Origin of the sequence: Microbacterium sp. IO18 (assembly GCF_049099505.1) — a bacterium.
Taxonomy (GTDB): Bacteria; Actinomycetota; Actinomycetes; order Actinomycetales; family Microbacteriaceae; genus Microbacterium; species Microbacterium aurugineum.
In genome coordinates this window covers 1,177,733-1,203,355 of sequence record NZ_JBMJAF010000001.1, presented here as the reverse complement: position 1 = coordinate 1,203,355, position 25,623 = coordinate 1,177,733, and the positions used below count along the sequence as shown (strand labels likewise).

25 protein-coding genes are annotated in these 25,623 nt (G+C 70.1%); 7 read left to right on the top strand and 18 right to left on the bottom strand.

From position 1 onward, the window contains the following. Together ACLF6J_RS05825 and ACLF6J_RS05820 are read right to left on the bottom strand one after the other, a co-directional pair. Positions 1-840 (bottom strand): molybdenum cofactor biosynthesis F family protein, encoded by an 840-nt coding sequence (locus ACLF6J_RS05825; protein WP_134353237.1) that lies wholly within the window; start codon positions 838-840, stop codon positions 1-3. A 51-nt stretch (positions 841-891) separates the two neighbouring features. Next, positions 892-2,349 carry an APC family permease gene (locus ACLF6J_RS05820; protein WP_047521683.1) on the bottom strand — a complete coding sequence of 486 codons (1,458 nt, stop codon included), beginning with the start codon at positions 2,347-2,349 and terminating at the stop codon, positions 892-894. 244 nt (positions 2,350-2,593) lie between these two features. Here ACLF6J_RS05820 and ACLF6J_RS05815 point away from each other — a divergent pair, with 244 nt between their 5' ends. Beyond that, entirely contained in the window at positions 2,594-3,340 is a 747-nt protein-coding gene (locus tag ACLF6J_RS05815; RefSeq protein WP_134353238.1) for an SDR family NAD(P)-dependent oxidoreductase, read from the top strand. Between the two features lie 53 nt (positions 3,341-3,393). Next, positions 3,394-4,209: an SDR family NAD(P)-dependent oxidoreductase gene (locus ACLF6J_RS05810; RefSeq protein ID WP_047521679.1), complete on the top strand. Its 816-nt coding sequence runs from the start codon at positions 3,394-3,396 to the stop codon at positions 4,207-4,209. 12 nt (positions 4,210-4,221) lie between these two features. On the opposite strand, the gene ACLF6J_RS05805 is transcribed toward ACLF6J_RS05810, so the two are convergent. The 8 genes from ACLF6J_RS05805 to ACLF6J_RS05770 form a co-directional block, all read right to left on the bottom strand. Further along, positions 4,222-4,872, bottom strand: coding sequence for an HAD-IA family hydrolase (locus ACLF6J_RS05805; RefSeq protein WP_208526522.1), 651 nt, complete (start codon positions 4,870-4,872; stop codon positions 4,222-4,224). A 39-nt stretch (positions 4,873-4,911) separates the two neighbouring features. Next, on the bottom strand, positions 4,912-5,604 hold the full coding sequence (locus tag ACLF6J_RS05800; RefSeq protein ID WP_047521675.1) for an ABC transporter ATP-binding protein: 693 nt from the start codon (positions 5,602-5,604) through the stop codon (positions 4,912-4,914). Then, entirely contained in the window at positions 5,601-7,373 is a 1,773-nt protein-coding gene (locus ACLF6J_RS05795) for an ABC transporter permease subunit (RefSeq protein ID WP_131493784.1), read from the bottom strand. Before ACLF6J_RS05795 ends, ACLF6J_RS05800 begins: the two co-directional genes overlap by 4 nt. After that, on the bottom strand, positions 7,360-8,220 hold the full coding sequence (locus tag ACLF6J_RS05790; RefSeq protein WP_134353239.1) for a branched-chain amino acid ABC transporter permease: 861 nt from the start codon (positions 8,218-8,220) through the stop codon (positions 7,360-7,362). The genes ACLF6J_RS05795 and ACLF6J_RS05790 overlap by 14 nt, the downstream gene beginning before the upstream one ends. 227 nt (positions 8,221-8,447) lie before the next feature. After that, entirely contained in the window at positions 8,448-9,620 is a 1,173-nt protein-coding gene (locus ACLF6J_RS05785; protein ID WP_134353240.1) for an ABC transporter substrate-binding protein, read from the bottom strand. Between the two features lie 82 nt (positions 9,621-9,702). Beyond that, complete coding sequence (locus tag ACLF6J_RS05780) at positions 9,703-10,092, bottom strand: nuclear transport factor 2 family protein (protein WP_134353241.1); 390 nt, start codon at positions 10,090-10,092, stop codon at positions 9,703-9,705. Between the two features lie 23 nt (positions 10,093-10,115). Beyond that, positions 10,116-10,904, bottom strand: coding sequence for a MoaF C-terminal domain-containing protein (locus ACLF6J_RS05775; protein ID WP_134353242.1), 789 nt, complete (start codon positions 10,902-10,904; stop codon positions 10,116-10,118). A gap of 229 nt (positions 10,905-11,133) precedes the next feature. Then, entirely contained in the window at positions 11,134-12,090 is a 957-nt protein-coding gene (locus ACLF6J_RS05770) for a helix-turn-helix domain-containing protein (protein ID WP_047521664.1), read from the bottom strand. Between the two features lie 102 nt (positions 12,091-12,192). Between ACLF6J_RS05770 and ACLF6J_RS05765 the strand changes: the two genes are divergently transcribed. Continuing rightward, on the top strand, positions 12,193-13,299 hold the full coding sequence (locus ACLF6J_RS05765) for a DUF998 domain-containing protein (RefSeq protein WP_256536055.1): 1,107 nt from the start codon (positions 12,193-12,195) through the stop codon (positions 13,297-13,299). Positions 13,300-13,317: 18 nt separating this feature from the next. Here the strand turns inward: ACLF6J_RS05765 and ACLF6J_RS05760 are convergent, their stop codons facing one another. After that, a complete protein-coding gene (locus ACLF6J_RS05760; protein WP_134353243.1) occupies positions 13,318-14,175 on the bottom strand; it encodes a MurR/RpiR family transcriptional regulator in 858 nt (285 codons plus the stop codon). Positions 14,176-14,310: 135 nt separating this feature from the next. On the opposite strand from ACLF6J_RS05760, the gene ACLF6J_RS05755 reads away from it, so the two are divergent. Together ACLF6J_RS05755 and murQ are read left to right on the top strand one after the other, a co-directional pair. Then, complete coding sequence (locus ACLF6J_RS05755; protein ID WP_166804708.1) at positions 14,311-15,204, top strand: N-acetylglucosamine kinase; 894 nt, start codon at positions 14,311-14,313, stop codon at positions 15,202-15,204. Continuing rightward, positions 15,194-16,129: an N-acetylmuramic acid 6-phosphate etherase gene (gene murQ, locus ACLF6J_RS05750; RefSeq protein WP_047523144.1), complete on the top strand. Its 936-nt coding sequence runs from the start codon at positions 15,194-15,196 to the stop codon at positions 16,127-16,129. The genes ACLF6J_RS05755 and murQ overlap by 11 nt, the downstream gene beginning before the upstream one ends. Positions 16,130-16,322: 193 nt before the next feature. Here the strand turns inward: murQ and ACLF6J_RS05745 are convergent, their stop codons facing one another. Beyond that, on the bottom strand, positions 16,323-18,308 hold the full coding sequence (locus tag ACLF6J_RS05745; protein WP_208526523.1) for a primary-amine oxidase: 1,986 nt from the start codon (positions 18,306-18,308) through the stop codon (positions 16,323-16,325). Between the two features lie 94 nt (positions 18,309-18,402). Next, positions 18,403-18,987 carry a TetR/AcrR family transcriptional regulator gene (locus ACLF6J_RS05740; protein ID WP_131493772.1) on the bottom strand — a complete coding sequence of 195 codons (585 nt, stop codon included), beginning with the start codon at positions 18,985-18,987 and terminating at the stop codon, positions 18,403-18,405. Between the two features lie 66 nt (positions 18,988-19,053). Here ACLF6J_RS05740 and ACLF6J_RS05735 point away from each other — a divergent pair, with 66 nt between their 5' ends. Continuing rightward, entirely contained in the window at positions 19,054-19,605 is a 552-nt protein-coding gene (locus ACLF6J_RS05735; protein ID WP_134353245.1) for a hypothetical protein, read from the top strand. Between the two features lie 39 nt (positions 19,606-19,644). Beyond that, entirely contained in the window at positions 19,645-20,310 is a 666-nt protein-coding gene (locus tag ACLF6J_RS05730; RefSeq protein ID WP_134353246.1) for an SDR family oxidoreductase, read from the top strand. Positions 20,311-20,320: 10 nt separating this feature from the next. Here the strand turns inward: ACLF6J_RS05730 and ACLF6J_RS05725 are convergent, their stop codons facing one another. From ACLF6J_RS05725 to ACLF6J_RS05705, 5 genes are read right to left on the bottom strand one after another with little or no spacing between them, the layout of a single operon-like run. After that, the gene (locus ACLF6J_RS05725) at positions 20,321-21,541 is read right to left on the bottom strand and encodes a multidrug effflux MFS transporter (protein ID WP_244093619.1); all 1,221 of its coding nucleotides are present in this window, start codon (positions 21,539-21,541) and stop codon (positions 20,321-20,323) included. Beyond that, on the bottom strand, positions 21,538-22,521 hold the full coding sequence (locus ACLF6J_RS05720; RefSeq protein WP_134353247.1) for an alpha/beta hydrolase: 984 nt from the start codon (positions 22,519-22,521) through the stop codon (positions 21,538-21,540). The genes ACLF6J_RS05725 and ACLF6J_RS05720 overlap by 4 nt, the downstream gene beginning before the upstream one ends. Next, positions 22,518-23,516, bottom strand: a complete 999-nt coding sequence (locus ACLF6J_RS05715) for an alpha/beta hydrolase (protein WP_134353248.1) — start codon at positions 23,514-23,516, stop codon at positions 22,518-22,520. Before ACLF6J_RS05715 ends, ACLF6J_RS05720 begins: the two co-directional genes overlap by 4 nt. A 33-nt stretch (positions 23,517-23,549) precedes the next feature. Beyond that, the gene (locus ACLF6J_RS05710; protein ID WP_134353249.1) at positions 23,550-24,512 is read right to left on the bottom strand and encodes an aldo/keto reductase; all 963 of its coding nucleotides are present in this window, start codon (positions 24,510-24,512) and stop codon (positions 23,550-23,552) included. A 7-nt stretch (positions 24,513-24,519) separates the two neighbouring features. Further along, entirely contained in the window at positions 24,520-25,620 is a 1,101-nt protein-coding gene (locus ACLF6J_RS05705; protein WP_134353250.1) for a zinc-binding dehydrogenase, read from the bottom strand. Positions 25,621-25,623 lie beyond the last annotated feature (3 nt).

Below are 25,623 nucleotides of genomic sequence, written 5' to 3'. Positions count from 1 at the left end.
TCAGCGGTCTCCGAACGTCGCGGGCTCGAGCTCGGGCGTGTGCATCGTGGTCGAGAGCAGACGTCCGTGTGCGCCGAAGGTGAAGTGCGTGGGGACCTCGCCGCTCTCGTCGAGGCCGAAGAGCACGCCGTGGGAGCGGATCGCGTTGACGTCGCGGTGGTCGGCGATCGTCACCGAGGCGCAGGGGATCACCTTCTCGCGCCAGGCGAACACGTAGATGCCGGGACGCACCTCCCAGACGCTGTTCTCGTCGGTGTCGGCCAGCCCGCGCTCGGGGCCGGCGAGGCACTGCCACGAGTACCACCGCGGCGAGAGGTACACGTGCTCGTACGCGTGCTCGGTGCTGTAGACCCACTCCACCCGGCGTCCGATGAGCGTCGTCGTGGGGGCGGGTTCGGTGCCGGTGACCTCGATCCCCTCGATCACGCCCGGCGCGAAGTGGTGCTGCACGCGCGTGCGTCCCTTCTCGGGAGCGGGGAGGATGTCGGAGATCACGGCCAGCGCGCGACCGTCGCGCAGGTCGAGGACCAGCGAGACCGCCTCGTTCGGCAGGTACCGGTGGTGGAACTGCACGAAGTAGAGGTCGCGATCGACCTCGAACGCCTCGTAGTCGTCGGTGTCGGTAGCCGCTTCCGTCGCATCGTCGGTCCCCGGCTGGTAGTCCCAGGTCACGGTGTCGTCGGCGAAGCGGTGCACGATCCGCGTGCCACGGCCGTCGACGACCGTGATCTCGCGGCCGCTCAGCGCGGTGCTGTGCGGAGCCTTGTTGGCGTCGAAGCCGGGGGCGAGGCCCTCGAGCGGCAGCCAGGTGGAGGTGTCGGCGGGGTTCAGCGTCGTCATGGTGTGGTTCGTTCCTTCGGTCGGTGCGGGGTGCGGGGTGCGGGGGAGCGGTCAGCGCGTGCTGAACCTCTCCAGGTCGGTGGCGAGGCCCTCGTACACGGCGGGCCGGGATCGCTTGAGATACGCGCCGTAGACGATGCCGCCGATCAGGGCGACCACCAGCAGCAGCGGCATCAGCCGAATGGCCAGTTCTTCGGAGCCCGCCACGATGTTGAAGTTCACGACGGCGAGGATCGAGATCGCGGCGATCCCGAGGAATCCGATGCCGGGGGCGATGAAGGTGCTCCACCAGCGCGGGTCACGGCGGCGGCGGAAGTACACGACGATCGAGATCGCCGCGAGGCCCTGCAGGATGAGCACGCTCAGGGTGCCGAAGCCCAGCATGGCGGGCACCAGGGTGAGGATCGGGTCCGCTCCGGCGATCGCGAAGATGATCGCGACGATGCCGGCGAACGAGGCCTGCACGATACCGGCGAGTTGCGGGGCGCCGTTCGCGCGGGTACGGGCCAGCGCCTGCGGCAGGATCTTCGCGCGCCCGAGGGAGTACAGGTATCGGGTCGCGGAGTTGTGGAAGGCGAGCATCGCCGCGAACAGGCTCACCAGCAGCAGGACCATCATCACGGTCGTGAGCGGACCGCCGAGATACTGCTGCGAGAGCGAGAAGATCAGGTCGCCGGTGGGCAGATGCTCGAGAGCGGTCGCTTGCGCCTGCGCGACGCCGGTCGCACTCACCACGGCCCACGTGGTGACACCGAGGATGACGCCGATCGCGATGATCGAGGTGTAGGTGGCCCGCGGGATCGTGCGCAGCGGCTGCTTCGCCTCTTCGCTGAACAGCGCCGTCGCCTCGAACCCGAGGAATCCGGTGGCCGCGAGCAGCAGGCCGATCGGCAGCGACCCGGAGAACACGGCTTCGGGGCTGAACGCCGCCACGTCGTAGCCGGTCTGCACGAGCACCGAGATGTCGAACACGACCAGCATCAGCACCTCCAGCACGAGGCACACGCCCAGCACCTTGGAGCTGAAGTCGACACCGATCCGAGCGAGCACGAAGCACACCACGATCGAGAGGAGGCCCCAGACCAGCCAGTTGACGTCGAGCCCGGTGAGGTCGCGGATGATCGTCTGCATGAAGAAGCCGCTCGTGCCGATCGTGCCGACGACGAAGAAGTTGTACCCGAGCGTCGCGATCAGCCCGGCGATCAGCCCTCCCGTGCGCCCGAGGCCCTTCACCACGAAGGCGTAGAAGCCCCCGGCGTTGACCAGCTGCTTCGACATCTGGGCGTAGCCGATCGCGAAGAGCAGCAGGATCGCCGCGACGAGGAAGAAGGACATCGGCGTGCCGCCGCCGTTGCCGAGGGCGATGGCCAGGGAAGCGACGACGACGATGCCCGTCAGGGGCGCGACCGCGGCGAGGACGAGGAAGACGATGCCGGCGACGCCGAGGGCGCCCGGACGGAGGGAGGTGTGGTTCTGCGTCGTCGTGGACGCAGATGTCGGTTCTGCCACGTCGGCTCCTTTGCTGGGTGACGGCCGTGCGGACACGGCATCGACGACGAGGGGAATCATCGATAGAGCGAGTCTGCTCGCGCCGTCGCCCCTGCGCTTGACCCTGAGCGAAAGACGGTGGTGTCACCGTGCACAGCCCGCGGACGGAGGTTCGCACGGCCGGAGAGGGAGAGCAGGATGACCGAGACGACACCGCCGTCCTCCCCCTGCACCACCGGGTGCCGGACGGCGCACGAAGGACGACATGGATCTGCAGCTGCACGGGACGACCGCCCTCATCACCGGGGCGGCCGGCGGTATCGGCCGCGCGACCGCGCTCGCGCTCGCCGCCGAAGGGGTCAGGGTCGCCCTCCTGGACCGCGACGAAGCCGCGCTCCAGGACGTGGCGGACGCCTGCCCGGATGCCGTGCTCCTCGTCGCGGATGTCACCGACGAGGTGCAGGTCGAACTCGCTGTGCGCACCGGCGTCGCCGCGCTGGGCCGACTCGACGCCGTCGTCTGCTGCGCCGGGGTGTCCGGTCCGGTGGGCTCGTCTCTCGAAGACACCGCGCTCGACGCCTGGAACCGGGTGCTCGCCGTCAACGTGACCGGGGCGTTCCTGGTGCTCAAGCACGCGCTGCCCGCGTTGCGCGAGGCGGAGGCCGCCGCGGTCGTGCTGCTCGCGAGTGATTCGGCGTTCGTCGCCTCACCCGGCATGGTGCCCTACTGCACGTCGAAGGCGGCCCTGCTGCAGTTCGGGCGTGCCCTCTCGGTCGACCTCGCCGACACGCGCATCCGGGTGAACGCGGTCGCTCCGTCGATCGTCGACACCCCGATGAGCCGGGGCGACCTCGGGGCCGACGCGTTCGACGAGCCGGACTTCCCGGTGCAGAGCGCGGCGGAGGTCGCCGCGCACGTGACCTACCTCGTGTCGCCGCGGGCCGGGGCCATCAACGGCACCAGCATCCTCAGTGACTTCGGGTACACCGCCCGATCCGGATTCCCCGCCTGACGCGACCGCATCGGGCACCCACCGCGCACGCGCGCCAACACACAGGAGCACACATGGGACTCGTGGTCGGATCGACCGTCTCCGGACGCGTCGTCGTCATCACCGGGGGCGGCACGGGCATCGGCGCCGCCATCGCCGAACGGTACGCGGCCGAGGGGGCGCACGTCGTGGTCGTCGGGCGTCGCCCGGAGCCGCTGCACGAGGTGGAGCGCGCGGTCGGTGCTCTGCCGATCATCGCCGATGCGGCGGACACCGCTTCGGCGAAGTCCGCCGTGGCCGAGGTGCTGGCGCGGTTCGGCCGCATCGACGTGCTGGTCGCGAACGCCGGTGGCCACGGCTTCTCTCCGGTGGGGGAGACCGACGACGAGAGCTGGGACGCGGCGATCCGCGCCAACCTCACGACGGCGTTCACGATGGCGAGGGAGGCGCTTCCCGCTCTGATCGAGGCGAAGGGGCAGATCGTGATCGTCTCGTCGCTCGCCGGGTTGTTCGCCGGGCCGTCGGTGGCCGGGTACACCGTCGGCAAGCACGCCCTGGTCGGCCTCACCCGCACGCTCGCGCGGGACTACGGTCGCCACGGTGTGCGTGTGAACGCGATCTGCCCCGGCTGGGTGCAGACGCCGATGGCCGACGAGGAGATGGACGAGTTCGCCTCGCACGCCGGGCTCGACTCCCGGGAGGAGGCCTACGCCAAGGTCACCGCCGATGTTCCGCTGCGCCGACCGGCGCGCCCCGCGGAGATCGCGTCGGTCGTGCGGTTCCTCGGCTCGGGCGAGTCGTCGTACATCACCGGTGCGGTGATCGTCGCCGACGGGGGGTCGCACGTGGTCGATGTGCCTACGATCGCCTTCGACCATGCCGGGATGTGACCCGGCGCGAGGTCAGCCGATGGTGAGGTCGAAGCCCTGGGCGGTCGGGACGATGCGCACCGCGGTGAGGTCGTCCACCCGGTAGGTGGGCTCGTGGGCGGCGGCGTGGCAGCCCACCCCGATCACCCGCATACCTGCGGCGAGACCGGCCTGGATCCCGGCGCCGGAGTCTTCGAAAACGACGCAGTCGGCGGGATCGACTCCCAGCAGCTCCGCCGCGCGGAGGAAGCCCTCGGGATCCGGCTTCGACGCCGTGACGTTCTCGGCGGTCACGGTGAGCTCGGGGATCGTGAGCCCGGCCTCTCCCATGCGCGCGGTCATCAGGGCCACGTTCGCGGAGGTGACGATCGCGTGCGGGTGGGGGCGCAGGGCCTCGAGCAGGGCGTCGGCGCCGGCGATCCGGATCACGCCGTCGACGTCGTCGGCCTCGGTGGCGAGCATCACGTCGTTCTCGCGGAGGTTGATCTCGTGGTCGCGCTCCGGCAGCAGGATCGCCATGCTCTGGTGACCCTGTCGGCCGTGGACCACGCTGAGCACGGTCTCCGGCGCGATCCCGTGCGGCTCGGCCCACGCGAGCCACAGCCGTTCCACCACCGCGGTCGAGTCGACGAGGGTGCCGTCCATGTCGAGGAGGGCGGCGCGGGCGGAGATCGTCTGGGTCACCTCTTCAGGCTAACGCCCGGAGGCCCCGCGAGTGCCGGGTCAGCCGCCGAGGTAGGCGCGGTGCAGCAGCTCCGGATCCGCCTGCAGGGCCTCGGAGGTCCCCTGGAACGAGACCCGGCCGCCGGCGACGACCACCGCTTCCTGCGCGAGGCCGAGCGCGAGCTGGGTGAACTGCTCGACCAGCAGCACGCCCACCCCGGAGTCCGCGATCGACTTCACGATCGGCATCAGCCGCATGAACACCACGGGCGCGAGGCCGAGAGACATCTCGTCGATCAACAGGATGCGCGGCTTCGCGGCGAAGGCGCGCGCGAGCACCACCATCTGCTGCTCGCCCCCGGAGAGCAGGGCGGTCGGCGCATCGATGCGCTTCTGGAGCTCGGGGAACGGCGTGAGCGCGGCGTCGAGTTCACCGGCGGTCCGTGCGGTGAGGGAGATGTTCTCGCGCACGGTCAGTGAGGGGAACACGGCGCGCCCCTGCTCGATGTGGACGATCCCACGGCGGGCTCGCGTGACGCGCGACAGCTTGTCGATCGGTTCGCCGTCGAGGGTCATCGTGCCTGCCGAGTGAGCGGTGACGCCCGACACCGACTCGATCAGGCTGGTCTTGCCCGCGCCGTTCGGACCCACGAGGGCCAGCACCTCGCCACCGGCGACCCGCAACGAGACGTCGGAGATCACGGGCCCGGCGCCGCGGCGGACGGTCACGGAGTCCAGGACGAGTTCGCTCATTTCAGCAGCTCCGTCTCTCCCATGTACGCCTTGACGACGTCGGGGTTCGCGAGGACCTCGGCCTGCGGTCCGCTCGCCAGCACGCGGCCGAAGTCGAGCACCGTGAGGGTGGGGCAGACGGAGCGGACGAGATCGAGATCGTGCTCGATGATGATCAGCGCCACACCGTAACGCGCCGGCAGTTCCCGCAACCGCGCCGCGAGCGCCAGATGCTCTTCGTGGGACAGGCCGGCAGCCGGCTCGTCGAGGATCAGCAGCCGGGGGCGGGAGACCACGTTCGCGGCGACCTCCACGAGCCTCCGCGTGCCGACGTCGACGCTCGACAGCCGCGCTCGCGCGGGAGGGCAGCCGAAGAACTCGAGCACCTCGTCGATGTCGGCGGCCGCGAGTCGGCGCCGGGCCACGAACCTCACGTACGCGCCGACCGTGAGCGAGGGAGGCACCCGGTCCTGCTGGAACGTCCGGCGCAGACCCAGGCGGGCGCGTCGGGTGGGGGACAGGCCGGCGAGGTCGCGGTCCCCGAGCAGAACGCGTCCGCCGTGCTTCGGGAGGAAACCGCTGATCGCATCGACGAAGGTCGACTTCCCCGCACCGTTGGGACCGATGAGTCCCATGATCGAGGCGGGCGGAACCTGGAAGGACACGTCGTCCAGGGCTTTGAGGGCACCGAACTGCACGGTCAGGCCCTCGACGGTCAGCACGGGTGCGCCGTCGAGCATCGCTTCGTCGACGGTCGCCGTGGTCGTGGTGGTGATCTCCGTGGCGTCCGGACCGGCATCCGGAGGAAGCGCCGACAGTGCGGCTGCGGCCGTCTTGCGGTCCGCGCGACGCCAGATCAGGTTGCGGATGCCCTGTCCGAGGTTCGTGCCGCTGGTGAGCGCCTGCACGCCGAGCACGCCGAAGACGACGAAGGCCCAGTCCTGGGGGACGCCCCAGCGCTTGAGGAGCTCGGGGACCAGCACCCAGAGGATCCCGCCGAAGATCGCCATGTCGATCAGATGGGCGCCGGACATGATCGCGAGCACGTAGAGCGCGAGCGACTGCAACGGGGTGAAGCTCGACGCGAACGGAAGCTGCACCTGGCCGGCGAGCAGCCCGCCTGAGATGCCGCCGAGCGCGGCCGAGACCGCGAAGGCGGTGAGCTTCGCGGTCCGCACGCTCTGCCCCGCTGCGGCCGTACCGCGCTCGGAGAATGCGACGGCCTTCCAGCTCGACCCCCAGCGGCCCCGCTGCAGGAAGAAGGCGCCGAGCGCGCAGACGGCGAGGACGATGATCGAGAGGAAGAAGAACTGCCGGTCGTTGGAGAACATCTCGGGGCGTTCGACCGCGATCCCGTCGGCCGAGCCGGGGAACTGGATCTGCACGAGGGTCACGCCGGCCGCCGCCGCGAAGCCCAGGGTGACGACGGCGAGGTTCACGCCGCGCAACCGCAGTGCCGGGAGGCCGACGAGGATGCCGACCAGTCCCGCCGCGATCCCCCCGAGGATGAGCCAGACGATGAACCCGCCCGGGGCCTGCATGACGTTCAGCAACGAGACGATCCAGGCTCCGACGGCGGCGAAGGTGAGCTGGCAGAGCGCGATCATCCCGGCCGAGCCGGTGACGATGCCGAGGCCGAGGATGGCGATCGCGGCGGTGACGGCACTGATCGCGAGGAAGACGAAGTACCCCGGCAGGGCGGCGCTGAGGATCGCGCCCACGCCGATGCCGGCGAGGGCGACCGCGAACGGCCAGGTGGTCCGGAACCAGGGACGGTCAGCGAGCGGCATCCCACACCTCCTTGCGCTGCGTCCAGAGCAACAGGACGACGATGAACAGGAACGGGAGGAAGTTGCGCACCAGCGCCACTTCGTCGATCTGGGCGACGAGGCCGCCCAAGACGCCCAGGACGATGCCGCCGACGACGGCGAGGTCGAGTCGGCGGAAGCCGCCGAGCAGGGCGGCCGCCGCTGCGGGGACGATGAGCATCGACAGGCTGGTCGCGTCGTTGGACTGCGAGGGGGCGACGATGATGATCGCGATCGCGCTGATGACGCCCGTGACGAACCAGACCGCGATCGACAACGGGCGTGAGCGGATGCCGAGGAGCTCGGCGGTGGTCGGGCGCTCCGAGAGCGCCCGCAGCTGGGTGCCGACCCTCGTGCGGCGCAGGACGATGTGGACGACGACGGCCGTGATGATCGCCATCGCCACGGTCGCGACCGTGACCTGGCTGATCACGACGCCGCCGAACGAGAAGGCCGGGCCCGCGATGATCGGCGTGAACGGCTGCGGCTTGTTCCCGAACAGGATGAACGACATCGAGATGAGCAGCAGGAGCGGGCTCACGGTCATCGCCGAGCGCGTGGTGGTCGACGCCTCGGAGAGCCAGGTGGCGGCGATGAAGCCGATCGCCGCGGCGAGGAGCCCGGCGACCAGGACACCGAGGACGGATCCCAGCCAGATCGGCAGACCGAGCTCGCGCACGAACCACACCGCCGTGAAGGCGCCGAACATCCCGGTCGCGGCTTGAGCGAAGTTCACCACCCGCACCAGGCGTGACATCAACGTCAGGCACACGCCGAGAACGGCATAGAGGCCGCCGGCGGCGAGACCGGCGATGGCGCCTTGCAGCATGAGGCGTCCTTTCTGTTCCGAGCGTGGGGGGGCCTGGGGGGGGGGAGGGGGGGGGGGGGGAGGAAGCGCAACAGGCGTGACATCAACGGCAGGCACACGCCGAGAAGGGCATAGAGGCCGCCGGCGCCGAGACCGGCGATGGCGCCTTGCAGCATGAGGCGTCCTTTCTGTTCCGAGGGGAGGGGGGCCTGCCGCCGGGAATGCGCCCGGCGGCAGGCGAGGGGTGGCTACTCGCCGATGCGGAGCCAGTCGTCGGCGACCTTCTCCCAGGCGTTGGTGCCGGACTCGAGGACGATGGGCCAGCCCGCGGTGTTCTGCGTGCCGAACGCGTAGGGCGTCCCGACCATCGGGTTCTCGATCGGCTCCATGCTCTTCAGGGCCTCGGAGACGGTCTCGCGGGTGATGTCGCCGTCCATGCCCTCGAGCACCTCGATGAAGTACTTCGCGGCGAGGTAGCCGCCCTGGCTGAACGAGGTGAGCGGGATGTCGTTGGCCTCCATCAGCTCGCGCCAGTCGGCGTTGATCTCGTCGTCGTCGGTGAACGGGTAGAACTCGGCCGGGACGTAGATGCCGGCGCCCGCGTTGTCGATCGCGTCGGCGAAGTTCTCGCTGTAGACGCTGGTGAGGTACAGCCAGGTCACGTCATCCCAGCCCTGGGCGTTCGCGGCCTTGACCTGGCCGATCGCGTCGGGCTCCACCGGGTTGATCGCCAGCGCCTTGCAGCCCTGGTCCCGCGCCTTGACGATGTAGGGCGTGTAGTCGGAAGCGCCGTACGGGACGGTGTCGTCGACGTACTTCGGCTCCTTGCCGGTGATCTCGGTCCACTTGTCGATCGCGGCCTGGTAGGTCGGACGGGTCGAGCCGGCGATCTCGAGCAGGATGCAGATGTCGTCCATGCCGAGCACCTCGGAGCCGTACTGCAGCGTGAGGGTCATGTCGTTGAACGGTCCGACGTTCGCCGGAGAGATGTTGTCACTGGCGAAGCAGCCCGTGTCCACCCCGATGCCGGGCATCGAGAGGATGCCCTCCTGCTCGTAGTACTTGGCGTTGATCTCGCACTCGATCAGGCTGGCGGAGCCGACGAGCGCGACCGCGCCGTCACTGCCGACCAGTTCCCGGGCGGAGGCCGTGGCCGTGGCCGGGTCGCCCTTGTCGTCCAGCATCTTGTAGTCGATCGTGCGTCCGTCGAGCCCGCCCGCGTCGTTGAACGCGTCGAACACGGCCGCAGCGGCCTGAGAGGCCTCCGGGAAGGTCGCCGGGCCACTGATGGTGTTGACGGAGCCGACGACGATCGGGTCGCCCCCGCCTCCGCCGGCGCCGCCGTCTCCACCGGCGCAGCCGGCGAGGATGAGGGCGGCCACGGCGAGGAGCGCCGCAGTGCCGGATGCTCGTGTATTCATGTGCTTCCTGCCTCTCGTGTTCAGGTGGTGCTGTGTCAGGTGGTGCTGTGTCAGGTGGTGCGGTGCGGGGATGGTGCGGTGTTCAGCTGCGCAGCGCGCGGTTGACGAGTTCCGTGTCGGTGAACTGCTCGAAGGCGACGACCTGGCCGTCGGAGACCCGCCACACGTGTGCGACACGCGCGGCGAAGAACCGCCCGGTCTGCCTGTATGTGCCGGAGTAGGTGCCGATGCCCACGACGACATCGCCGCCGTCGACGACCTCGTCGATCGCGACGGTGTAGTCGTCCCACTCCTCCTGGATGCGGCCGAACACGTTCCGGGCCACGGCATCGGGGCCGATGTAGGTGCCGGCGTACGGGAAGCCGGCGGCCTCCGTCCACTGGATGTCGGCGGCGAAAGGGGCCAGCATCCCGTCGAGGTCACCGCGGTCGTTGGCGGCGTAGTGCTCTCGGATCAGGTCTGCGTTGCTCATGGGGTCTCCTCGGATGCCGGAGGTCAGACGGGCTGTGCGTCGGGGTAGACGACGGAGCCCAGCGGATAGATGTGGCCGCCACCACGGGAGTGCTCGGCGTCGCCGTCCCCGTTGAGTCCGAGGAAGATCCCCGTGGTCATGAGCTGATAGCCGAGGTCGTGCAACCACACGCTGGCGACGGCGATGCGGAACTCGCGGAAGCAGAACAGGTACAGGCCGTCGGCGAACTTCCACACGGTCGACAGGTCCATGTCTCCGTGGCCCTGCTGCACGCCCTCCACGCACTGCCAGGCGTAGCGCTGGCTGGAGATGTACACGTGCTCGTACAGATGGTGCGGGCTGTAGCGGTAGAGGTTGCGCTTGCCGATGAGGTCGCGGCTCGGGCCGGGGGCCTCCCCGCTCACAGGAGCCCCGTCGATCGTCGCCGCCCAGAAATCCTGGCCGACCTGAGGCATCCCCTCGACGGGTTCGGCGGCGATCCGGGAGCGGATGACGGTGGCCCGGTTCGTGCCGGTCGCGAACACGACGGTGATCGCTTCACGGGGGCGGCTCTGCAGCGGGACGTTGACGAACACCACGTCCTCCCGCACCCGCACGGCATCGTATGGGTCGGTTCCGGATGCCTCGAGGCCGTTCCAGGAGACGGTGTCGTCGGCGAACCGCAGGGTCAGCGCCGATCCGTCGTCGAGCGTGAGGGCGAGGTCGGTTCCGGTGAGCGTCGTGTTCGGCAGCCGGAACGTGTCGATTCCCGCGGCGAACTCGTCATAGGTGCGCCACTGGTCGAGGGCGGGGTCGGCGGAGATGTCGGTCATCGGGGTCCTGACGTCGCACGCGGCGGGGCCGCATCGCCCCGGGCACCGCATCATCGCGGTGCGCTTGCCTCATGCTGTGTCCGCGCCCGTCATCCCCTCAAGGTCGCAGCCGCCATCGCGCGCCGAGAGTCAACCGGCGTGCCCTCCGGGGCAAGCGCGGTGCGGGATCGAAAACGTGCGCCACGGCGCTCGCCGAGGAGCGTTATCGATCCCGCAGCGGGGCCGGGGCTCAGTGGCCGGCGCGGTACTCGCTGGGGGAGACCCCGAAGGTCGACTTGAACGCACGGCTGAAGTGCGCGGCGTCGACGAAGCCCCACCGGGCGGCGATCGCTGCGACCGGACGGTCGGCGAGCATCGGGTCGAGCAGATCCCGGCGGCACTGTTCGAGGCGGCGGGTGCGGATCCAGGTCGAGACGGTGACTCCCTGCTCCTGGAAGAGCCCGTGCAGGTGGCGCGTGGAGATGAAGTGCGCGGCGGCGATCGATGCGGGGCCGAGGTCCGTCGAGGCCAGGTTGCGGTCGATGTGGGCGCGGATGCGCTGCACGAGGGCGCGATGCGGGTCGGCCGACACCTGGTCGAGTCCGAGTTCGCGGGTGAAGACGGTGGTCACGAGGTCGAGCCCGCTGTGCGCGAGGCGTGCGCCGGTCGTGCCGGCGAGCTGATCCAGGTTGCCGGCGAGTTGCGTGAGATACGGCACGACCATGCCGCCGAGGCCTTCGTGACCGGAGATCCGCACCGCGGTGAGCTGTCCGACCATGTCCGCGGGGAGGCTGATGAGATGCTTCGGGAACATCACGACCATGGTGCGGAAGTCCTCGTCGAACACCAGGGAGTACGGGCGGTCCGTGTCGTACACGGCGAGGTCGCCGGCCTGCAGCACGGCCTCGCGGTCGTCTTGGATCAGCAGACCGGTGCCGGCGAGCATCAGGCTGACCTTGAAGTACGAGCGGTCGCCACGGGCGATGAGCTCGGGGGTGCGCTCGACGATGTGCGAGGTCGCGCGCACGTCGCTCACGTGCACCTCGTCGACGGAGGCACCGCGGATCACCCCGCGGAAGTGGTCGGGGCCCTCGGTCGTGACCTGCAACGGGACGAACGACTCGGAGACGGCCGCGCGGAAGTCGCTGATGTTGCGCGCGACGAGCGTGGAAACCGATTCGGCGGTGGCGGCGGGTGCACCGTTCATTACTGATCACCTCGGGATGGTGGAACGACGACGTTGTATACGATCCGTTCCGCGATGGTATCACCGGCTCCGCCCGCGTGGGCGACTTCTAGGATGTGGACCGTGACCGAACGACCGATGAAGACGCTCGCCGACCGTGTGCTGCAGGTGCTGCGACAGGTCCGCGGGCCGGACGCCTCCGATGCGGTGTTCGAGGCCACGGCCCTCATCGTGGGCAGTGCCTTCCTCGTGATCGGTTTCCTGGTGGCACTGCCGGTGTTCTGGGGTCACGAGCTGGCGATCAGCGGTTCCGGCTCCATCGGCGTCTTCGCCGCCTTCGGGGGTGCGCTCGCCGCCGCGATCGCCTTCGCGCTCGGACGCCTCGCCGTCCGTCCGGAGGAGGTCGATCCCGGGGCTGCGCGCGACGGCTTCAGCGTTCCGGGTGATCGGCTGCGCTGGTACGACCTGGCCGCCATCGCCTTCGCGCACGCGGCGATCGCGTACCTGGGATGGCTCGGGGTCGCCGAGCTCCTCGAGCGGAGCTTCACGGACGCCCCGGTCTACGCGTTCCCCGGTGCCGTGCTGGTGGCCGTGGCGTTCGCGCTGACCGGATACGTCTCGTTCCTGAGCGCGGTCGCCCTCACGCCGATGGTGCTCTCCCTCGTGCTCGCGGTGTTCCTGGTCGTGGGGGCGTTCGCGAGCATGCTCGCCTCCAGCGATGTGCACTGGTGGCGCGACAACCTCTCGGCGCTGGGCATGAGCAGCAACAGCTCCTCGATCGCGTTCAACACCACGCTGGTCATCGCCGGGATCATGGTGACGACGATCTCCCGCTACGCGACGGCGGGTCTGCCCGCGGAGGATCCGGTGGATCGCCGCGGGCGGTTCATGGTGAGGGGAGGCCTGATCCTGCTCGGGATCCTGCTCGCCTGCGTCGGCCTCTTCCCCGTCGACGAGTTCTTCCTGCTGCACAACACCGTGGCGACCGGGATGTGCGTGGTGTTCGCGGTCATCGTGGTGGGTCTGCCCTGGTTCCTCCGCACGATCCCGCGGGTCTTCGTGGGTCTGGGGTGGGCCTACGTGCTCGTGATCATCCTGCTCGCCGCCTTCTTCGCCGTCGGCTATTACAACCTCACCGCCGTCGAGCTGATCGCGGCCGTGCTGATCTTCAGCTGGATCATCGTGTTCCTGCGCACCGCAGGCTCGATCGGAGCGCGCGCGACCACGTGAGCGGTCGGTCGTCCGGCCTCAGTCGCGGAGCGCGCGCGTCGCCTCGCGGGTGCGCTGCAGAGCGTCGACGGTCTCGGTGAACCGTCGCTTCGCCACACCGATGAACAGGCAGTCGACGAGGGCGAGCTGTGCGATCCTGCTGACCATCGCGCCGGCGCGGAAGGTCGATTCGCGCACCTCGGTGAACAGGGCGTGGTCGGCCGCACGCGCGAGGGGGGAGTCCTTCGCCGACGTCACCGCCACCGTGGCGGAGCCGTTGGCGCGGGCGGTCTCGAGGAAGCGGACGGTCTCGATCGTCGAGCCCGCGTGGGAGAACCCGATCGCGACGGTGGGCGCTGACTGCAGCACGCTGGCGGCGACCGCCTCGTGGGAGTCCGAGAGCACGTGCGCATTGCGTCCGACGCGCAGAAGCTTGTGTGCGAGGTCTTCGGCCACGAACTGGCTCGCCCCGATGCCGTAGAGCAGGATGCGGTCGGCGCTGTCGATCGCGTCGATCGCGGCTTCGAGCACGTCGAAGTCGAGCTTCGCGACGGTCTCCTCGATGGCCAGCAGTTCGAGTGCGGCGAGCTTCGACACCGCCTCCTGCAGGGTGTCCTCATCGGAGATCTCCGATCCGAAGGCACCGCGGGCGGAGAACTGGGCTGCTTCCTTGCCGAGCTCGGTCGCCAGCGCCATGCGCAGCGGGGCGTAGCCGCTGAATCCGATCGCCCGGCAGAACCGCACCACGGAGGCGACCGAGGTCCGGCACTCGTCCGCCAGTTCGTTGATGGTCTTGTCGATGACGATCGAGGGGTTCTCTCGGACCACCGCGGCGATGCGTGCGAGCGACGGCGGCAGGGTCGAGGCGGCGGCTTCGATCGTCGACTGGATGCTCAATCAGTCCTCCGGGGGTGTGGGATTCTCAGTATGTCGTGACGGGGCTCACGACAAGGATGGTAAATTCTTTTCAGAGAGTCTATGTCGCATGTAGTCTCTTTTCGTTACGTCCCGACCGAGTCCCGAGGAGAGCCGATGACCGCGCAGTCGACCGCATCCGTCGATCTCGGCAAGTCACGGTGCCGAGTCGTCATCCACGACGCTACGCGTATCGAGCGCTCGGGGACGGGAGCGCCCGGGCTCGCCGCGGCAGGCGGCGTCGATGCCGCCCTCGATGCGATCCTCCCGCTGCTCGCCGATGCACCGGTCCTCGACAGCATCGGGGTCGGTGCCGCCGGGGGCTGGCTCGCCCCGGAAGCCGCCCGTGAACTCGCGGGGCGCCTGGCCGCGGCGACCGCGGCGCGGGTCGCCGTCGCCTCCGATGTCGTCACCGCCCATGCCGGTGCCCTCGAGGGGGCGCCCGGTGTGCTCCTGATCGCCGGCACCGGTGCCGCGGCACTCGGGATCGACGCCGATGGCGTCAGACTCGTCGACGGCTGGGGTCCCGAGCTCGGAGATCTCGGCAGTGGATCGTGGCTCGGCCGCGAGGGGCTTCGCGCCGTGCTGCGTGCGGACGACGGACTCGGCCCGGCGACCGCGCTCACCGCCGCACTCGCGGATCCGGTCGGCGCTGCCTCCGACATCCAGGGCTGGCTCGCCCGGAGCGCGCCGCTGGCCCGCCATCTCGCCACGCTGGCGCCTCTCGTCCTCGACACGGCGGAAGCGGGCGACCCGGTCGCCTCGGGCATCGTGACCGAGGGGGTCCGGCTGCTCACCGCGACCGCGGTCGCCGCCTCAGCCGTGACCTGCGACGTGGTGGTGCACGGAGGGCTCGCCGAACACTCCTGGTTCCGCGCCGCCCTCGGATCCGCCCTCCTCGCCGCCGGTCGCCGTGTCGTACCCGCTGCGGGCGACGCCCTCGACGGCGCGCAGTTGCTCGCGCGTCGTGATGATCTCCCCCATGAAAGGTTCGTGCACCGTGCCGAATGACGCCCCCCGCCTCGCCGCTCTCCTCTCGGTGCTGGAGAACCTCGACACCGAGGCCTCCACGACCGAGCGCGGCGACCTGGACCTCCTCGGCACCGCCGAGCTCGTGCGGAGGATGAACGCCGAGGACCGCCGCGTACCCGAAGCCGTCGCCGAGCGCGCTGAGGAGATCGCCGCCGCCGTCGACGGCATCACCGCGCGGTTCCGGCGCGGGGGACGACTCATCTACATCGGAGCCGGGACCGCGGGGCGCATCGGCGTGCTCGACGCGAGCGAGTGCCCGCCCACGTTCGGCACGGATCCTTCGCTGGTCGTCGGCCTGATCGCCGGCGGGGAGACCGCGATCCGCTCGGCCGTCGAGAATGCCGAGGACGACGCCGACGCGGCGGGTGTCTCCCTGCGCGAGCTCGACCTGTCGGAGAGCGACACCGTCGTGGGCATCTCCGCCTCCGGACGCACGCCCTACGTCGTCGGGGGCCTGGAGTACGCCCGAAGTGTCGGGGCGCTCACGGTCGCGATCGCGTCCAACGCCGCATCCGAGATCGGTGCCGTCGCGGAGATCGCGATCGAGGTCGTCACCGGGCCCGAGTTCATCTCCGGCTCCACGCGCCTGAAGTCCGGGACCGCGCAGAAGCTCGTGGTCAACATGCTCACGACGCTCTCGATGATCAACCTCGGCAAGACCTACCGCGGCGTGATGGTCGACCTGCTCGCGACCAACGAGAAGCTGCGTGCGCGGTCGATCCGCACGGTCTCGCAGCTCGCCGGCGTCGGGATCGACGAAGCCGCCGCCGCTCTGGAGGGGGCGGACGGCTCCGTCAAGCTCGCCCTGTTGATGCTCGCCAGCGGTGCGTCGCCGCAGTCCGCGGCCTCGGCTCTCGAGGGTGCCGACGGCATCCTCCGCGACGCCATCGCCGCGCTCGCCTGACCTTCCCTCCGCTCGCTCCTGCGTCCGCTCTGGCCGCGAACTCGCACCTCTTGGTTCGCTCCGGTCGCGAATTCGCACCGGCCAGTCCGCTCCGGTCGCGAACTCGCATCGGCCCCTCCGCTCCGGTCGCGAATTCGCACGCTATTCGCTCGGATTCACGACCTTTATGCGACCGGAGCGGAGTAATTCGCGCTCAGTGCTCGCAGGTGCAGGTGCCTCCGCCGCAGCAGCTGCCGGATGAGACCGCGTGTGCCTGCGAGGATTCGGGCACATCCATCGCGGGGTTCTGGTCGAGGAAGCCGTTGGGCTTGAACCGGAACCCGGCGGTGTCGACGGGCATGATCGGCCAGTCCTCCGTGCGCGGGAAGTGCGTGAGGCCGAACGTGTGCCACAGCACCATGTCCTCGCCGTCGATCGATCGGTCGCCTGCCGTGTAGGCGGGGAGTCCGCCGCCGCCCTGGTGTGCGTTGGGATACCGCCCCGCAGGCCAGATCTGACCGTGTTCGTAGCGTGTCGCCCAGAGGTGCTTGGTGGCGAACGCGGCGCGCGCGGCGACCGAGGACTCCGGATCGGCCATGAGCAGCGCGGTGGGCTCGGGGACGAGGTGGTACGCGGTCGGTCGCCCGACGTGATTCATGCGGGACGTGCTCTGCACCTCCCAGACGCGCGCGACGGAGGAGTCTGCGTCACGCTGCGCGGCGGTCTCGGTCGTCAGCGGGGTCTCGGACCAGCTGAACGCGTTGCCGAACGGGTTGTCCGGCCCCATCGGCACGCGCTGTGCGTCCACCTCGACGAGCCGATTCCGGTCGCCGTCGATGGCGACGTCGAGTCGCGCGCAGAACAGGTGCTGGTGCACGGGCGCGAAGACGCCAGGGGCGAGTTCGGTCGCGTGGCGCTGTCGGACGCCGGGCTCGCCGCCGCCCACGAACACGATGCCGGTGGCCTTGGCGACGACCTCGATCGAACCGTCCAGGCCGAAGTACCAGTAGAAGCCGTAGTCGTAGTTGCCGATCGTGGAGAAGTACGAGACCACGAACCGGCGGGAGCGGCGCACGTCGGCGCGGCCCGCGAGGTCGGTGTGCTTCCAGAGGATCCCGTCGTCCTCCTCGTGCATGCAGACCACGTTCGGGATGCGCACCGGGTTGCCGTGGTCGTCGGCCACGTAGCCGTCGAGGTAGCGGATCACGCCCAGGCAGTCGCAGCCGAGTTCGAGGTGGTTGGCGTTCTTGCCGAGGAGATATTCGCCGGCATCGAAATAGCTGATCCAGAAGCGGCCGGGGGCGGTGTCGCCGTAGGGGACCACCATCTCGGGAACGCTGGCGCGGCTGAGCACGGAGCGGTCCTGGAAGGTGACGTCGTGCAGCACGAGGCCTTCGCGGGCGTTGAAGTCGACACGCATCGACCAGCCCTCCCACTCGACGAGCGAGCCGGTGACGGCGAAGCTCGGTCCCTCGGGCTGCGTGATCTCGATGGGCTTGAGCGAGGTGCGCGCCTTGCCCTGCACCTCGGGGTAGTAGTTGCCGTGGCCGGCGGGCACGGGCACGTCGCCGTGGTCCTCGACGCGGATGACGCTGTTCGAGGTGAGGTCGATGTGCACGACGAGTCCTTCGACGGGGTGCGCCCACGGGGAGTCCTGCTCGTCGTACTTGAGGAACGTCAGGGAGCGGATCACGCGGCGACCGACTTCATCGGCACGACCGGTGTAGCCCGGGGCGAGCGGTCCGCAGAACGCGAGGTCCATGTGGTCGGCGAGGCCGCGGCGCGTCATGGCCGCCTGCCACTCGGGGGAGGCCTTCGCGATCGCCTCGGCGCGTTCGTACTCCTCGAACAGGTACTGCGGCTGGCCGTAGGGCGGGGCGTCATTCGGCACGCGTTCGGTGCGCAGGACCTCGCCGCGGGTGATCGACACGATGGCTTCGGTCGCGACGCCGGTCGCCGTGTCGAGCAGTGTCACGTCGACGCGGCGGTCGATGGGGGAGCCGGGAGTCCAGGCGGCGAACTCCTGCTTCGTGGGCTCATCGGGCAGCAGCATCGGCACGCGGGTGGTCTCGGTCAGGAGTCCGGCCGCGTCGAGGATGGCTCGGGCGGCGGCGATCTCCTCGCTCGAGAGCGGATCGTGCGGGTGCGGGGCCGCGATCTTGTCGACGGAGACGGGCTGCGGTGCGTGGTGGGACATCATCGACCTCACTATTTTCGAGCAGGTGCTCAATAAACGGGTTGCGATGATGATACGACGGCTCGCCGCAGGTCCACAAGCGCCGTTTTCGCGGGGCTCAGGCGCGCCAGGGGGCGAGGATGCTGTCCAGGACGGCGAGATGCGCCGCCGCGGGCTGAGGTTCGGTGACCTCGACGATCTGCTGTCCGTACGTGATCGAGCGCAGCAAGGCCATCACGGCGTCGGCGGGGGTGTCGGCGCGCAGCTCTCCGTCGTCCACGGCCTCGGCCAGGGCGAGACGGATGCTGTCCTGCCAGGTCGCGAGGGTCGGGGCGCCCGCGTCGGGAGTCGGCGCGAGGGCGGCCAGGCGCCCCCAGAAGCCGACGACCACATGCGCTTCCGTGCGGGTGTCGTCATCGATCGGAAGGACCTCGCGCATCAGTGCGTGCAGCCGGTCCAGTCCCCGGAGGCCGTCTGTGGCGGCGGCGATGCGCGCGTCGGTGCGGCGCGTCACCTCAGCGGCTGCGGCGCGCACGACCTCGTCGAATCCGTCGAAGTAGTGCCAGAGCGAGCCGGTCGCGACACCGAGTTCCTTGGCGACGGCGCGCGAGGAGACGCTTTCGTGTCCATCGCGAGCGGCGACGGCGAGCAGCGCCTCGGCGATCTGCCGGCGGCGCTCATCATGGTCGACGATGCGGGGCACGTGCCCATCTTGTCGCATCCGACCTAGGTCTAGCGTTATTGAGCGATCGATCAATATACTTCCCGGATGGAGCTCCTCCTCCCTGCAGCACCGTGGCTGATGGCTGTGGCGGCGATCGTCGCTGCGGTCGCCTGCATCGGTGCGTGGCGTGCGGTGCCGTGGCAGGGGCGGCAGGCGGCGCTGATCATGGCGGCGGCGATGCTGGCGCTCGCGGTCTCACCCGGCGACGCGCTCGCGGGACTCCTGCTCGGGGTGCTGCTGCTGGTTTCGGCGATGCTCGGAACGATGGGCGTTCGGGGAACCGCGGCGGCCGCCGCGTGCTGTCACCGGGCGCTCGGGTCGCTCGTGATGGCCGTCTGCGCGTTCCAGAGCGCGTCGACGCGCGGGGTGCAGTCAGCCGGTGCGGGCGCAGAGATCGCGGTCTCGGGCCACGGCGGACACGGGATGAACGGCGTCCTCTCCGTTGTGATGCTGGTCGGGGTAGCCGGGGTCGTCGTGTGGACCGTCGTCTCGGAGTGGTTCCTCCCTTCCGTGCATCGTGGCAGGACGGCACGGTTGCTGGCGACGGAATCGTGGGCCATGGCAGCGGGCGTCGTGATCATGTGCGTGGGGTTCTGAGGGCAGCGGGACGCGTGTGCGTTCCGGTACGGTGGCCGGATGCCCCTCGCTCTGATCACCGGCGCTGCCCGGGCGAACAGCATCGCCGCCGGCATCGTCCCTCGTCTGCGTGCGGCCGGATGGACGGTCGTGACCAGCGATCTCCACGACGCTGACCACCTCGCCGACCTCGCGACCCCCGACGGACCCGGCGCGCTCGTGGACGCGGTCGTCGCCGCGCACGGGCCCATCACCGCGCTCATCCTGAGCCACGCCCACGACGTCGAGTCCGGCATCCTCGACACCACCGCGGGGAGTTTCGACAGGCACGTCGCCGTGAACGCGCGGGCGAGTCTGCTGCTGATCGCGGCCTTCGCGCGTCAGATCGGCGACGACGGGGGAGTGATCGTGGCGCTCACCAGCGACCACGTGACCGGGAACCTGCCCTACGGTGCATCGAAGGGCGCACTCGACCGGCTCGTGATCTCGGCCGCTCGCGAGCTCGGTCCTCGTGGGATCTCCGCGAACGTGCTGAACCCGGGACCGATCGACACCGGCTGGATGGACGACGAGACGCGGGCCTCGCTCGGGGCGATGACCCCTCTGGGGCGTCTGGGGCGTCCGGCGGATGTCGCCGCGGTCGTGGAGTTCCTCGTGTCGGATGAGGGGCGTTGGATCTCCGGTCAGCTGCTCCAGTCGGACGGGGCGTTCTCGGCTCGCTACTGAGCGCTGCGGGCTACTGAGGCGCTGCGGCCGGCCGCACGAACACCCAGGCCGCGACCGCGGCGGCGGCCGCTGCGAGCGTCATGGTGACGGCCATCGTGACCGCGTTCGTGCCACCCAATCCGGCCGCGATCGGCGCCACGACGGGCCCGAACAGGAAGGTCGCCATGCCGAGCAGGGCGGAGGCTGTGCCCGCGCGGCTGCCGTGGTGCGCGAGGGCGAGGGTCTGACCGTTCGGGCCACCCACTCCCGAGCAGAGCATGAACCCGATCAGCGCAGCGATCACTCCGTAGACGCCGGTGCCGGTCAGCGTCAGCACGAGGAACGTCGTCGTGGCGAGCAGCGTCGCCGTGATGCCACCCAGATAGACGCGCAACGGTCCCCACCGCCGCACGACGAGCCTGCTGGTCTGGCTGCCGACGATGCTCGCCAGCGCCCCCGCCGCGAACGCGAGACTGAAGGTCTGCGGGGTGAGGCCGAACTGGTCTTGCAGGACGAACGATGACATCGACAGGTAGGTGAAGAACGCGACGCCGCCTCCCGCCGCCGCGCACAGCACCGCGACGAACAGGCGGTCGCGGATCACGGCACGGGCATGATTCCGCAGCACCACGAGGCCGCCGCCGTGCCGCGCCGAGGCGGGCAGCGTCTCGGGCAGGGCGAACACGACGATGAGGAGCAGCACGACCCCGACGGCGCTGAGCACGCCGAAGATGCCCCGCCAGTCCATGACCCGGGCGAGTTGCCCACCGACGACCGGCGCGATGATCGGTGCGGTTCCGGAGACGAGGAACAGCAGCGACAGCATCCGCGACAGCTCGACACCCTCGAACTGGTCTCGTGCGATGGCCAGGCAGATCACGATCCCCGCCGAGCCCGCGAGCCCCTGCAGGAAGCGGGCGATCAGCAGCAGCTCGATGTTCGGGGCGAGGGCGCACACCAGCGACAGCACCGCGAAGGCCGAGACTCCGACCATCAACGGCAGTCGCCTTCCGAGTCGATCGCTCAGCGGTCCCGCGATGAGTTGTCCGAGCCCGAGACCGATCATGCACGCCGACATCGTCACCTGCGCCAGAGCCTCCGTCGTGCCGAGAGACGCGGCGAGCTGCGGCAACTGCGGCAGGTAGAGGTCCATCGACAATGGCCCGAAAGCCTCCAGCATCCCGAGCACCAGCATCGCCCGCAGGGTGCTCATGCGCGGGCGAGCCGGCTCTTCGGGAACGGGGAGACTCATCCGCCCAGGCGCAGGATGCGGCGCAGCCAGCTCTCCCGCGCGGCGACGGCGGCCTTCGAGACCTCGGCCTCGGGCGAGAATCCGGAGAAGCCGTGGTACCCGCCGGCCCACACGTGCAGCTCCGCTTGTCCGCCGGTCGCCCAGATGCGCAGGGCGTAGTCGACGGCTTCGTCGCGGAACGTCTCGGCAGCGCCCACCTCGATGAACGCGGGTGCGAGACCGGCGAGGTCTGTGGCGCGGGCGGGCGCGGTGTACGGGGAGACGCGGTCGGTGAACCGGTCGTCCCCGGCGATGGCATCCCACGCGGTGTCGTTGTTGTTCCGATCCCACGCGCCGAAGCCGTCGTACTGCCGACTGGAGGCGGTCTCGTTGCGGTCGTCGAGCATCGGACAGCCGAGCAGCTGGCCGGCCAGGTGTGGACCGCCGCGATCCCGGGCGATCAGCGCGACGGCAGCCGACAGGCCCCCGCCGGCGCTCATCCCCGAGGCGATGATGCGGGCGGGATCGATGCCGAGCTCGTCGGCGTGGGCGGCCATCCACTCCAGCGCGGCGTAGCAGTCCTCCGCCTGCGCGGGACCGGGATGCTCGGGTGCCAGCCGGTATTCGACGGCCACTCCGACGACGCCGTGCCGCTCGGCGAGGTCGATGAGCTCGGCGGTGCCGAAGAACCGGGTGCCGAGCACCATCCCGCCACCGTGGATCGACAGGACCGCGGGGGCGGGCACGGAAGTCGCGCGCGCCGGCCGGACGATCGTGATCTCGATGTCCGGCGCCCCGGCCGGTCCGGGGATGACGCGGTCCTCCCAGACGACCTCCCGACCCGCGGCCTGTGCGGCCATGGGCGGGATGATCGTCGCGAAGTGGTCGCGGTTGGCATGGATCGTGTCGGCACGCAGCGGGATGATCTCCACCATCCCGACGAACGCGTCGAGGCCGGCGACGAGCTCCGGGTCATACGGGACCGGCAGCGGCGCGGTCATCGGTCCGCCCGCCAGATGCGACGCAACCACGAGGCGCGAGCGGCGAGAGCGGCTCGGGAGATCTCAGCCTCCGGCATGTACATGTCGAAGCCGTGCGCTCCGCCGCCCCAGACATGCAGTTCGGCCTGTCCTCCGGTGGCCCAGATGCGCAGCGCGTACTCCGTGTCCTCATCGCGGAAGGCCTCGGCCTCGCCGACTTCGATGAAAGCGGGCGGGAGCCCCGACACATCGGTCGCGCGGCTGGGGGCGGCGTAGGCGGGAGCGTCCGGGTGGAAGGCGAGGTCGTCGCCCAGCACGCACGACCACGCCAGCAGGTTCATCTCGCGCTGCCAGGTGCCGATGCCGTCGTACTGGCGGCTCGCGACGCTGGTGTTGGTGTTGTCGATCATCGGGCACAGCAAGAGCTGCCCGGCCATGACGGGCCCCTGTCGGTCGCGCGCCATCAGGGCGACAGCGGCTGTCAGCCCTCCGCCCGCACTGCCTCCTCCGACGATGAGGCGCTCCGGGTCGATGCCGAGTTCCGCGGCGTGCTCATGAACCCATACGAAGGCGGCGTAGCAGTCCTCGACGCCCGCGGGGTAGGGATTCTCCGGAGCGAGGCGATACTCGACGTTGACGGCGACGACCCGGTGTTCGTCGACGATGTCGACCACGCGGCCGGTCTCCCACGAGCGGTGGCCGACGATCATGCCGCCGCCGTGGATGTTCACGAAACCGGGGAGCACCTCGCCGTGGACGCCGGCGGGGCGGAACACCGTGATCTCGAGGTCGGGTGCTCCGGCGGGACCGGGGATGACGCGGTCCTCCCACTCGATGTCGCGCCCGGCGATCACGGAGTCGTTGTCGGGGAACATCCGGTCGACGCCGTCACGCGGAAGAGTATCGCGGGTGAGCGCCGGCTGTGGGTTCTTCGCGAGCTCGTCGAGCACGGCCTGCACCTCGGGGTCGAAGGGCACGGGGGTGACGGTCGGGCGTCCGGCGGCGGTGGCGGTCATGGTTCTCCTTGGATGGAAGGGCGAAGCGGCGGGTCAGGGGCCTTCGGGGTCGACGACACCGCGATCGGCCCAGAACGGTTCGACCAGGCGGCGCAGCTCATCGCCGCCGACCCGATCGACCAGGGCTGCAGCGTCGAGGTTGGCGCGCAGCTGTTCCCCGCTGGAGGCGCCGAACAGCGTCGTGGTGAGCGCCGGATGGGTGAGGGTGAACGCGATCCCGAGCTGCGCGGGTGAGACGTCGAGGGATGCGGCGACCTCGGTGAAGGCGGGCACCGTGTTGATGATCCGCTCTCGGATGTCACCGGGGTCGCGGCCGATCTGCCGGTCGCCGTTGATCTTGCCGGCGAGCACGCCGCCCTCGAGGCAGTCGGAGGCCTGCAGAGTGAGCCCCTGTTCCCACAGCCGGGCGAAGGGGCCGCCGTCGGGGATCGAGCGCCGGGAGACGCTGTACTTCAACTGCGCGATCTGCGGTCCGGCCACGCCCTCCGCCGCGGCGATGTCGATCAGGGACTGGATGCTCGATGCCGACCAGTTGTTCACACCCCAGGTGCGGATGAGGCCGGCCTCCGCGAGGCGGGCGAGGTCGAGCACGAGGTCACGCAGGTCGAGGTCGTCGCGCCGCAGGTCTCCGAGGATCACGAGGTCTGCGTGCTCGACGCCGACCCGCATCAGCGCGTTCTCGAGCTGGGGGCGGAAGCCGTCGTCGCCGAAGGCCTCGAGCCACAGCTTCGACGAGAGCAGCCAGTCGTCGCGCCGGAGGCCTGCAGCGCGCACCATCGCTGAGAAGATTACGTCGGTGAAGACCGGTGGCGCTCCCGGCGCGGAGTACACGCCCACGTCGAAGAGGTTCACACCGCGGTCCACGGCTTCACGGAGCATCGCGACCGCGTCGGCGAAGTCCATCCGGTCGTAGGTGTGCCAGGAGCCGAGAGAGAACAGCGAGGCGTCGATGCCGCTGCGGCCGATCTCGCGTCGGGGCAGGAGGGGAGTGGTCATGGAGTCCTCACAGTCTCGGGTCGATGACGGCTTTGACCTCATCGAGGTCGTGCATGTGGGCGATCTTCGCGGAGGCTTCGGCGAGGCCGACCGGGGCGCTGAAGAGGTCGTCCCAGGGGTAGCGATCCGCGAACGCGGTGAAGAAGTCGATCGCACGGGAGTAGTCGGAGATGTCGCCGTTGAGCGAGCCGACCACCGTGAGCTCCTTGCCCATGATGGTGCTGAGCGGGAAGCCGTCGCCCGCGGGACCGGTCGAGCCGACGATCGTGACGGTCCCGCGCTGAGCGGCCATCGCGATCGCGTCAGGGCCGACGCTGGGCGCACCCGCGAAGTCGAACACGTGGTCGGCGCCGCGCCCTCCCGTGAGCGCCATCACCTGATCGACCACCGGGCCGTCGCGGAAGTCGACGACCGCATCGGCGCCGAAGCGGCCGGCGAGTTCGAGCCGGGAGGCGGGGGCGCCCACCGTGATGACCTGGCCCGCACCGGAGATCTTCGCGACGGCCGTGGCGAAGATGCCGAGCGCCCCGGCGCCCTGCACGACCACGGTCGAGCCGGGGCGGATGCGCCCTGCCCGCTCGAAGGCCCGCAACACGGTCTTGGCCGCGCATCCGGCCATCGAGGCCCAGGTGTCTTTGACGGATGACGGGAGCAGCAACTTGGCCGCCCCCGGGGTCACATAGGCGTACTCCGAGAGTCCCGCGGTGGCGAACGGAGGCACGTCCGCACGCTGCAGGAAGCCGTACCCGCGGCGGGAGCAGGCGACGGGCTCGCGCAGCACCACGCAGCCGTAGCACTCGCCGCAGGTCGACTCGGACCAGCCGATGCGATCGCCGGGGGAGAGGGGGCGGCCCAGGGCGTCCTTCGTGTCAGGGCCGGTGGCGACGATCTCGCCGACCATCTCGTGGCCGAGCACCATCGGGAGCATGCCGGGGAAGGTCATCCGTCCCTCCCAGATCTCGATGTCGGTGCCGCACAGCGTGGTGCAGGCGATGCGCACGAGCGCGGCGCCCGCTTCGATCTCGGCGGGGAGAGGCAGGTCCTGCAGGGTGAGCGGCTCGCCGTGCGCGGTGAGCACGGCGGCCTGGGTGCGGGTGGGGAGGGGCATGCG

Coding starts and splice junctions, on each gene's coding strand:
- ACLF6J_RS05715 (WP_134353248.1), bottom strand. CDS start 23,516: ATGACCGCCACCGCCGCCGGACGCCCGACCGTCACCCCCGTGCCCTTC.
- ACLF6J_RS05825 (WP_134353237.1), bottom strand. CDS start 840: ATGACGACGCTGAACCCCGCCGACACCTCCACCTGGCTGCCGCTCGAG.
- ACLF6J_RS05780 (WP_134353241.1), bottom strand. CDS start 10,092: ATGAGCAACGCAGACCTGATCCGAGAGCACTACGCCGCCAACGACCGC.
- ACLF6J_RS05725 (WP_244093619.1), bottom strand. CDS start 21,541: ATGAGTCTCCCCGTTCCCGAAGAGCCGGCTCGCCCGCGCATGAGCACC.
- ACLF6J_RS05755 (WP_166804708.1), top strand. CDS start 14,311: ATGACCGCGCAGTCGACCGCATCCGTCGATCTCGGCAAGTCACGGTGC.
- ACLF6J_RS05785 (WP_134353240.1), bottom strand. CDS start 9,620: ATGAATACACGAGCATCCGGCACTGCGGCGCTCCTCGCCGTGGCCGCC.
- ACLF6J_RS05720 (WP_134353247.1), bottom strand. CDS start 22,521: ATGACCGCGCCGCTGCCGGTCCCGTATGACCCGGAGCTCGTCGCCGGC.
- ACLF6J_RS05745 (WP_208526523.1), bottom strand. CDS start 18,308: ATGATGTCCCACCACGCACCGCAGCCCGTCTCCGTCGACAAGATCGCG.
- ACLF6J_RS05795 (WP_131493784.1), bottom strand. CDS start 7,373: ATGCCGCTCGCTGACCGTCCCTGGTTCCGGACCACCTGGCCGTTCGCG.
- ACLF6J_RS05735 (WP_134353245.1), top strand. CDS start 19,054: ATGGAGCTCCTCCTCCCTGCAGCACCGTGGCTGATGGCTGTGGCGGCG.
- ACLF6J_RS05790 (WP_134353239.1), bottom strand. CDS start 8,220: ATGCTGCAAGGCGCCATCGCCGGTCTCGCCGCCGGCGGCCTCTATGCC.
- ACLF6J_RS05710 (WP_134353249.1), bottom strand. CDS start 24,512: ATGACCACTCCCCTCCTGCCCCGACGCGAGATCGGCCGCAGCGGCATC.
- ACLF6J_RS05730 (WP_134353246.1), top strand. CDS start 19,645: ATGCCCCTCGCTCTGATCACCGGCGCTGCCCGGGCGAACAGCATCGCC.
- ACLF6J_RS05775 (WP_134353242.1), bottom strand. CDS start 10,904: ATGACCGACATCTCCGCCGACCCCGCCCTCGACCAGTGGCGCACCTAT.
- ACLF6J_RS05770 (WP_047521664.1), bottom strand. CDS start 12,090: ATGAACGGTGCACCCGCCGCCACCGCCGAATCGGTTTCCACGCTCGTC.
- ACLF6J_RS05705 (WP_134353250.1), bottom strand. CDS start 25,620: ATGCCCCTCCCCACCCGCACCCAGGCCGCCGTGCTCACCGCGCACGGC.
- ACLF6J_RS05815 (WP_134353238.1), top strand. CDS start 2,594: ATGGATCTGCAGCTGCACGGGACGACCGCCCTCATCACCGGGGCGGCC.
- ACLF6J_RS05810 (WP_047521679.1), top strand. CDS start 3,394: ATGGGACTCGTGGTCGGATCGACCGTCTCCGGACGCGTCGTCGTCATC.
- ACLF6J_RS05800 (WP_047521675.1), bottom strand. CDS start 5,604: ATGAGCGAACTCGTCCTGGACTCCGTGACCGTCCGCCGCGGCGCCGGG.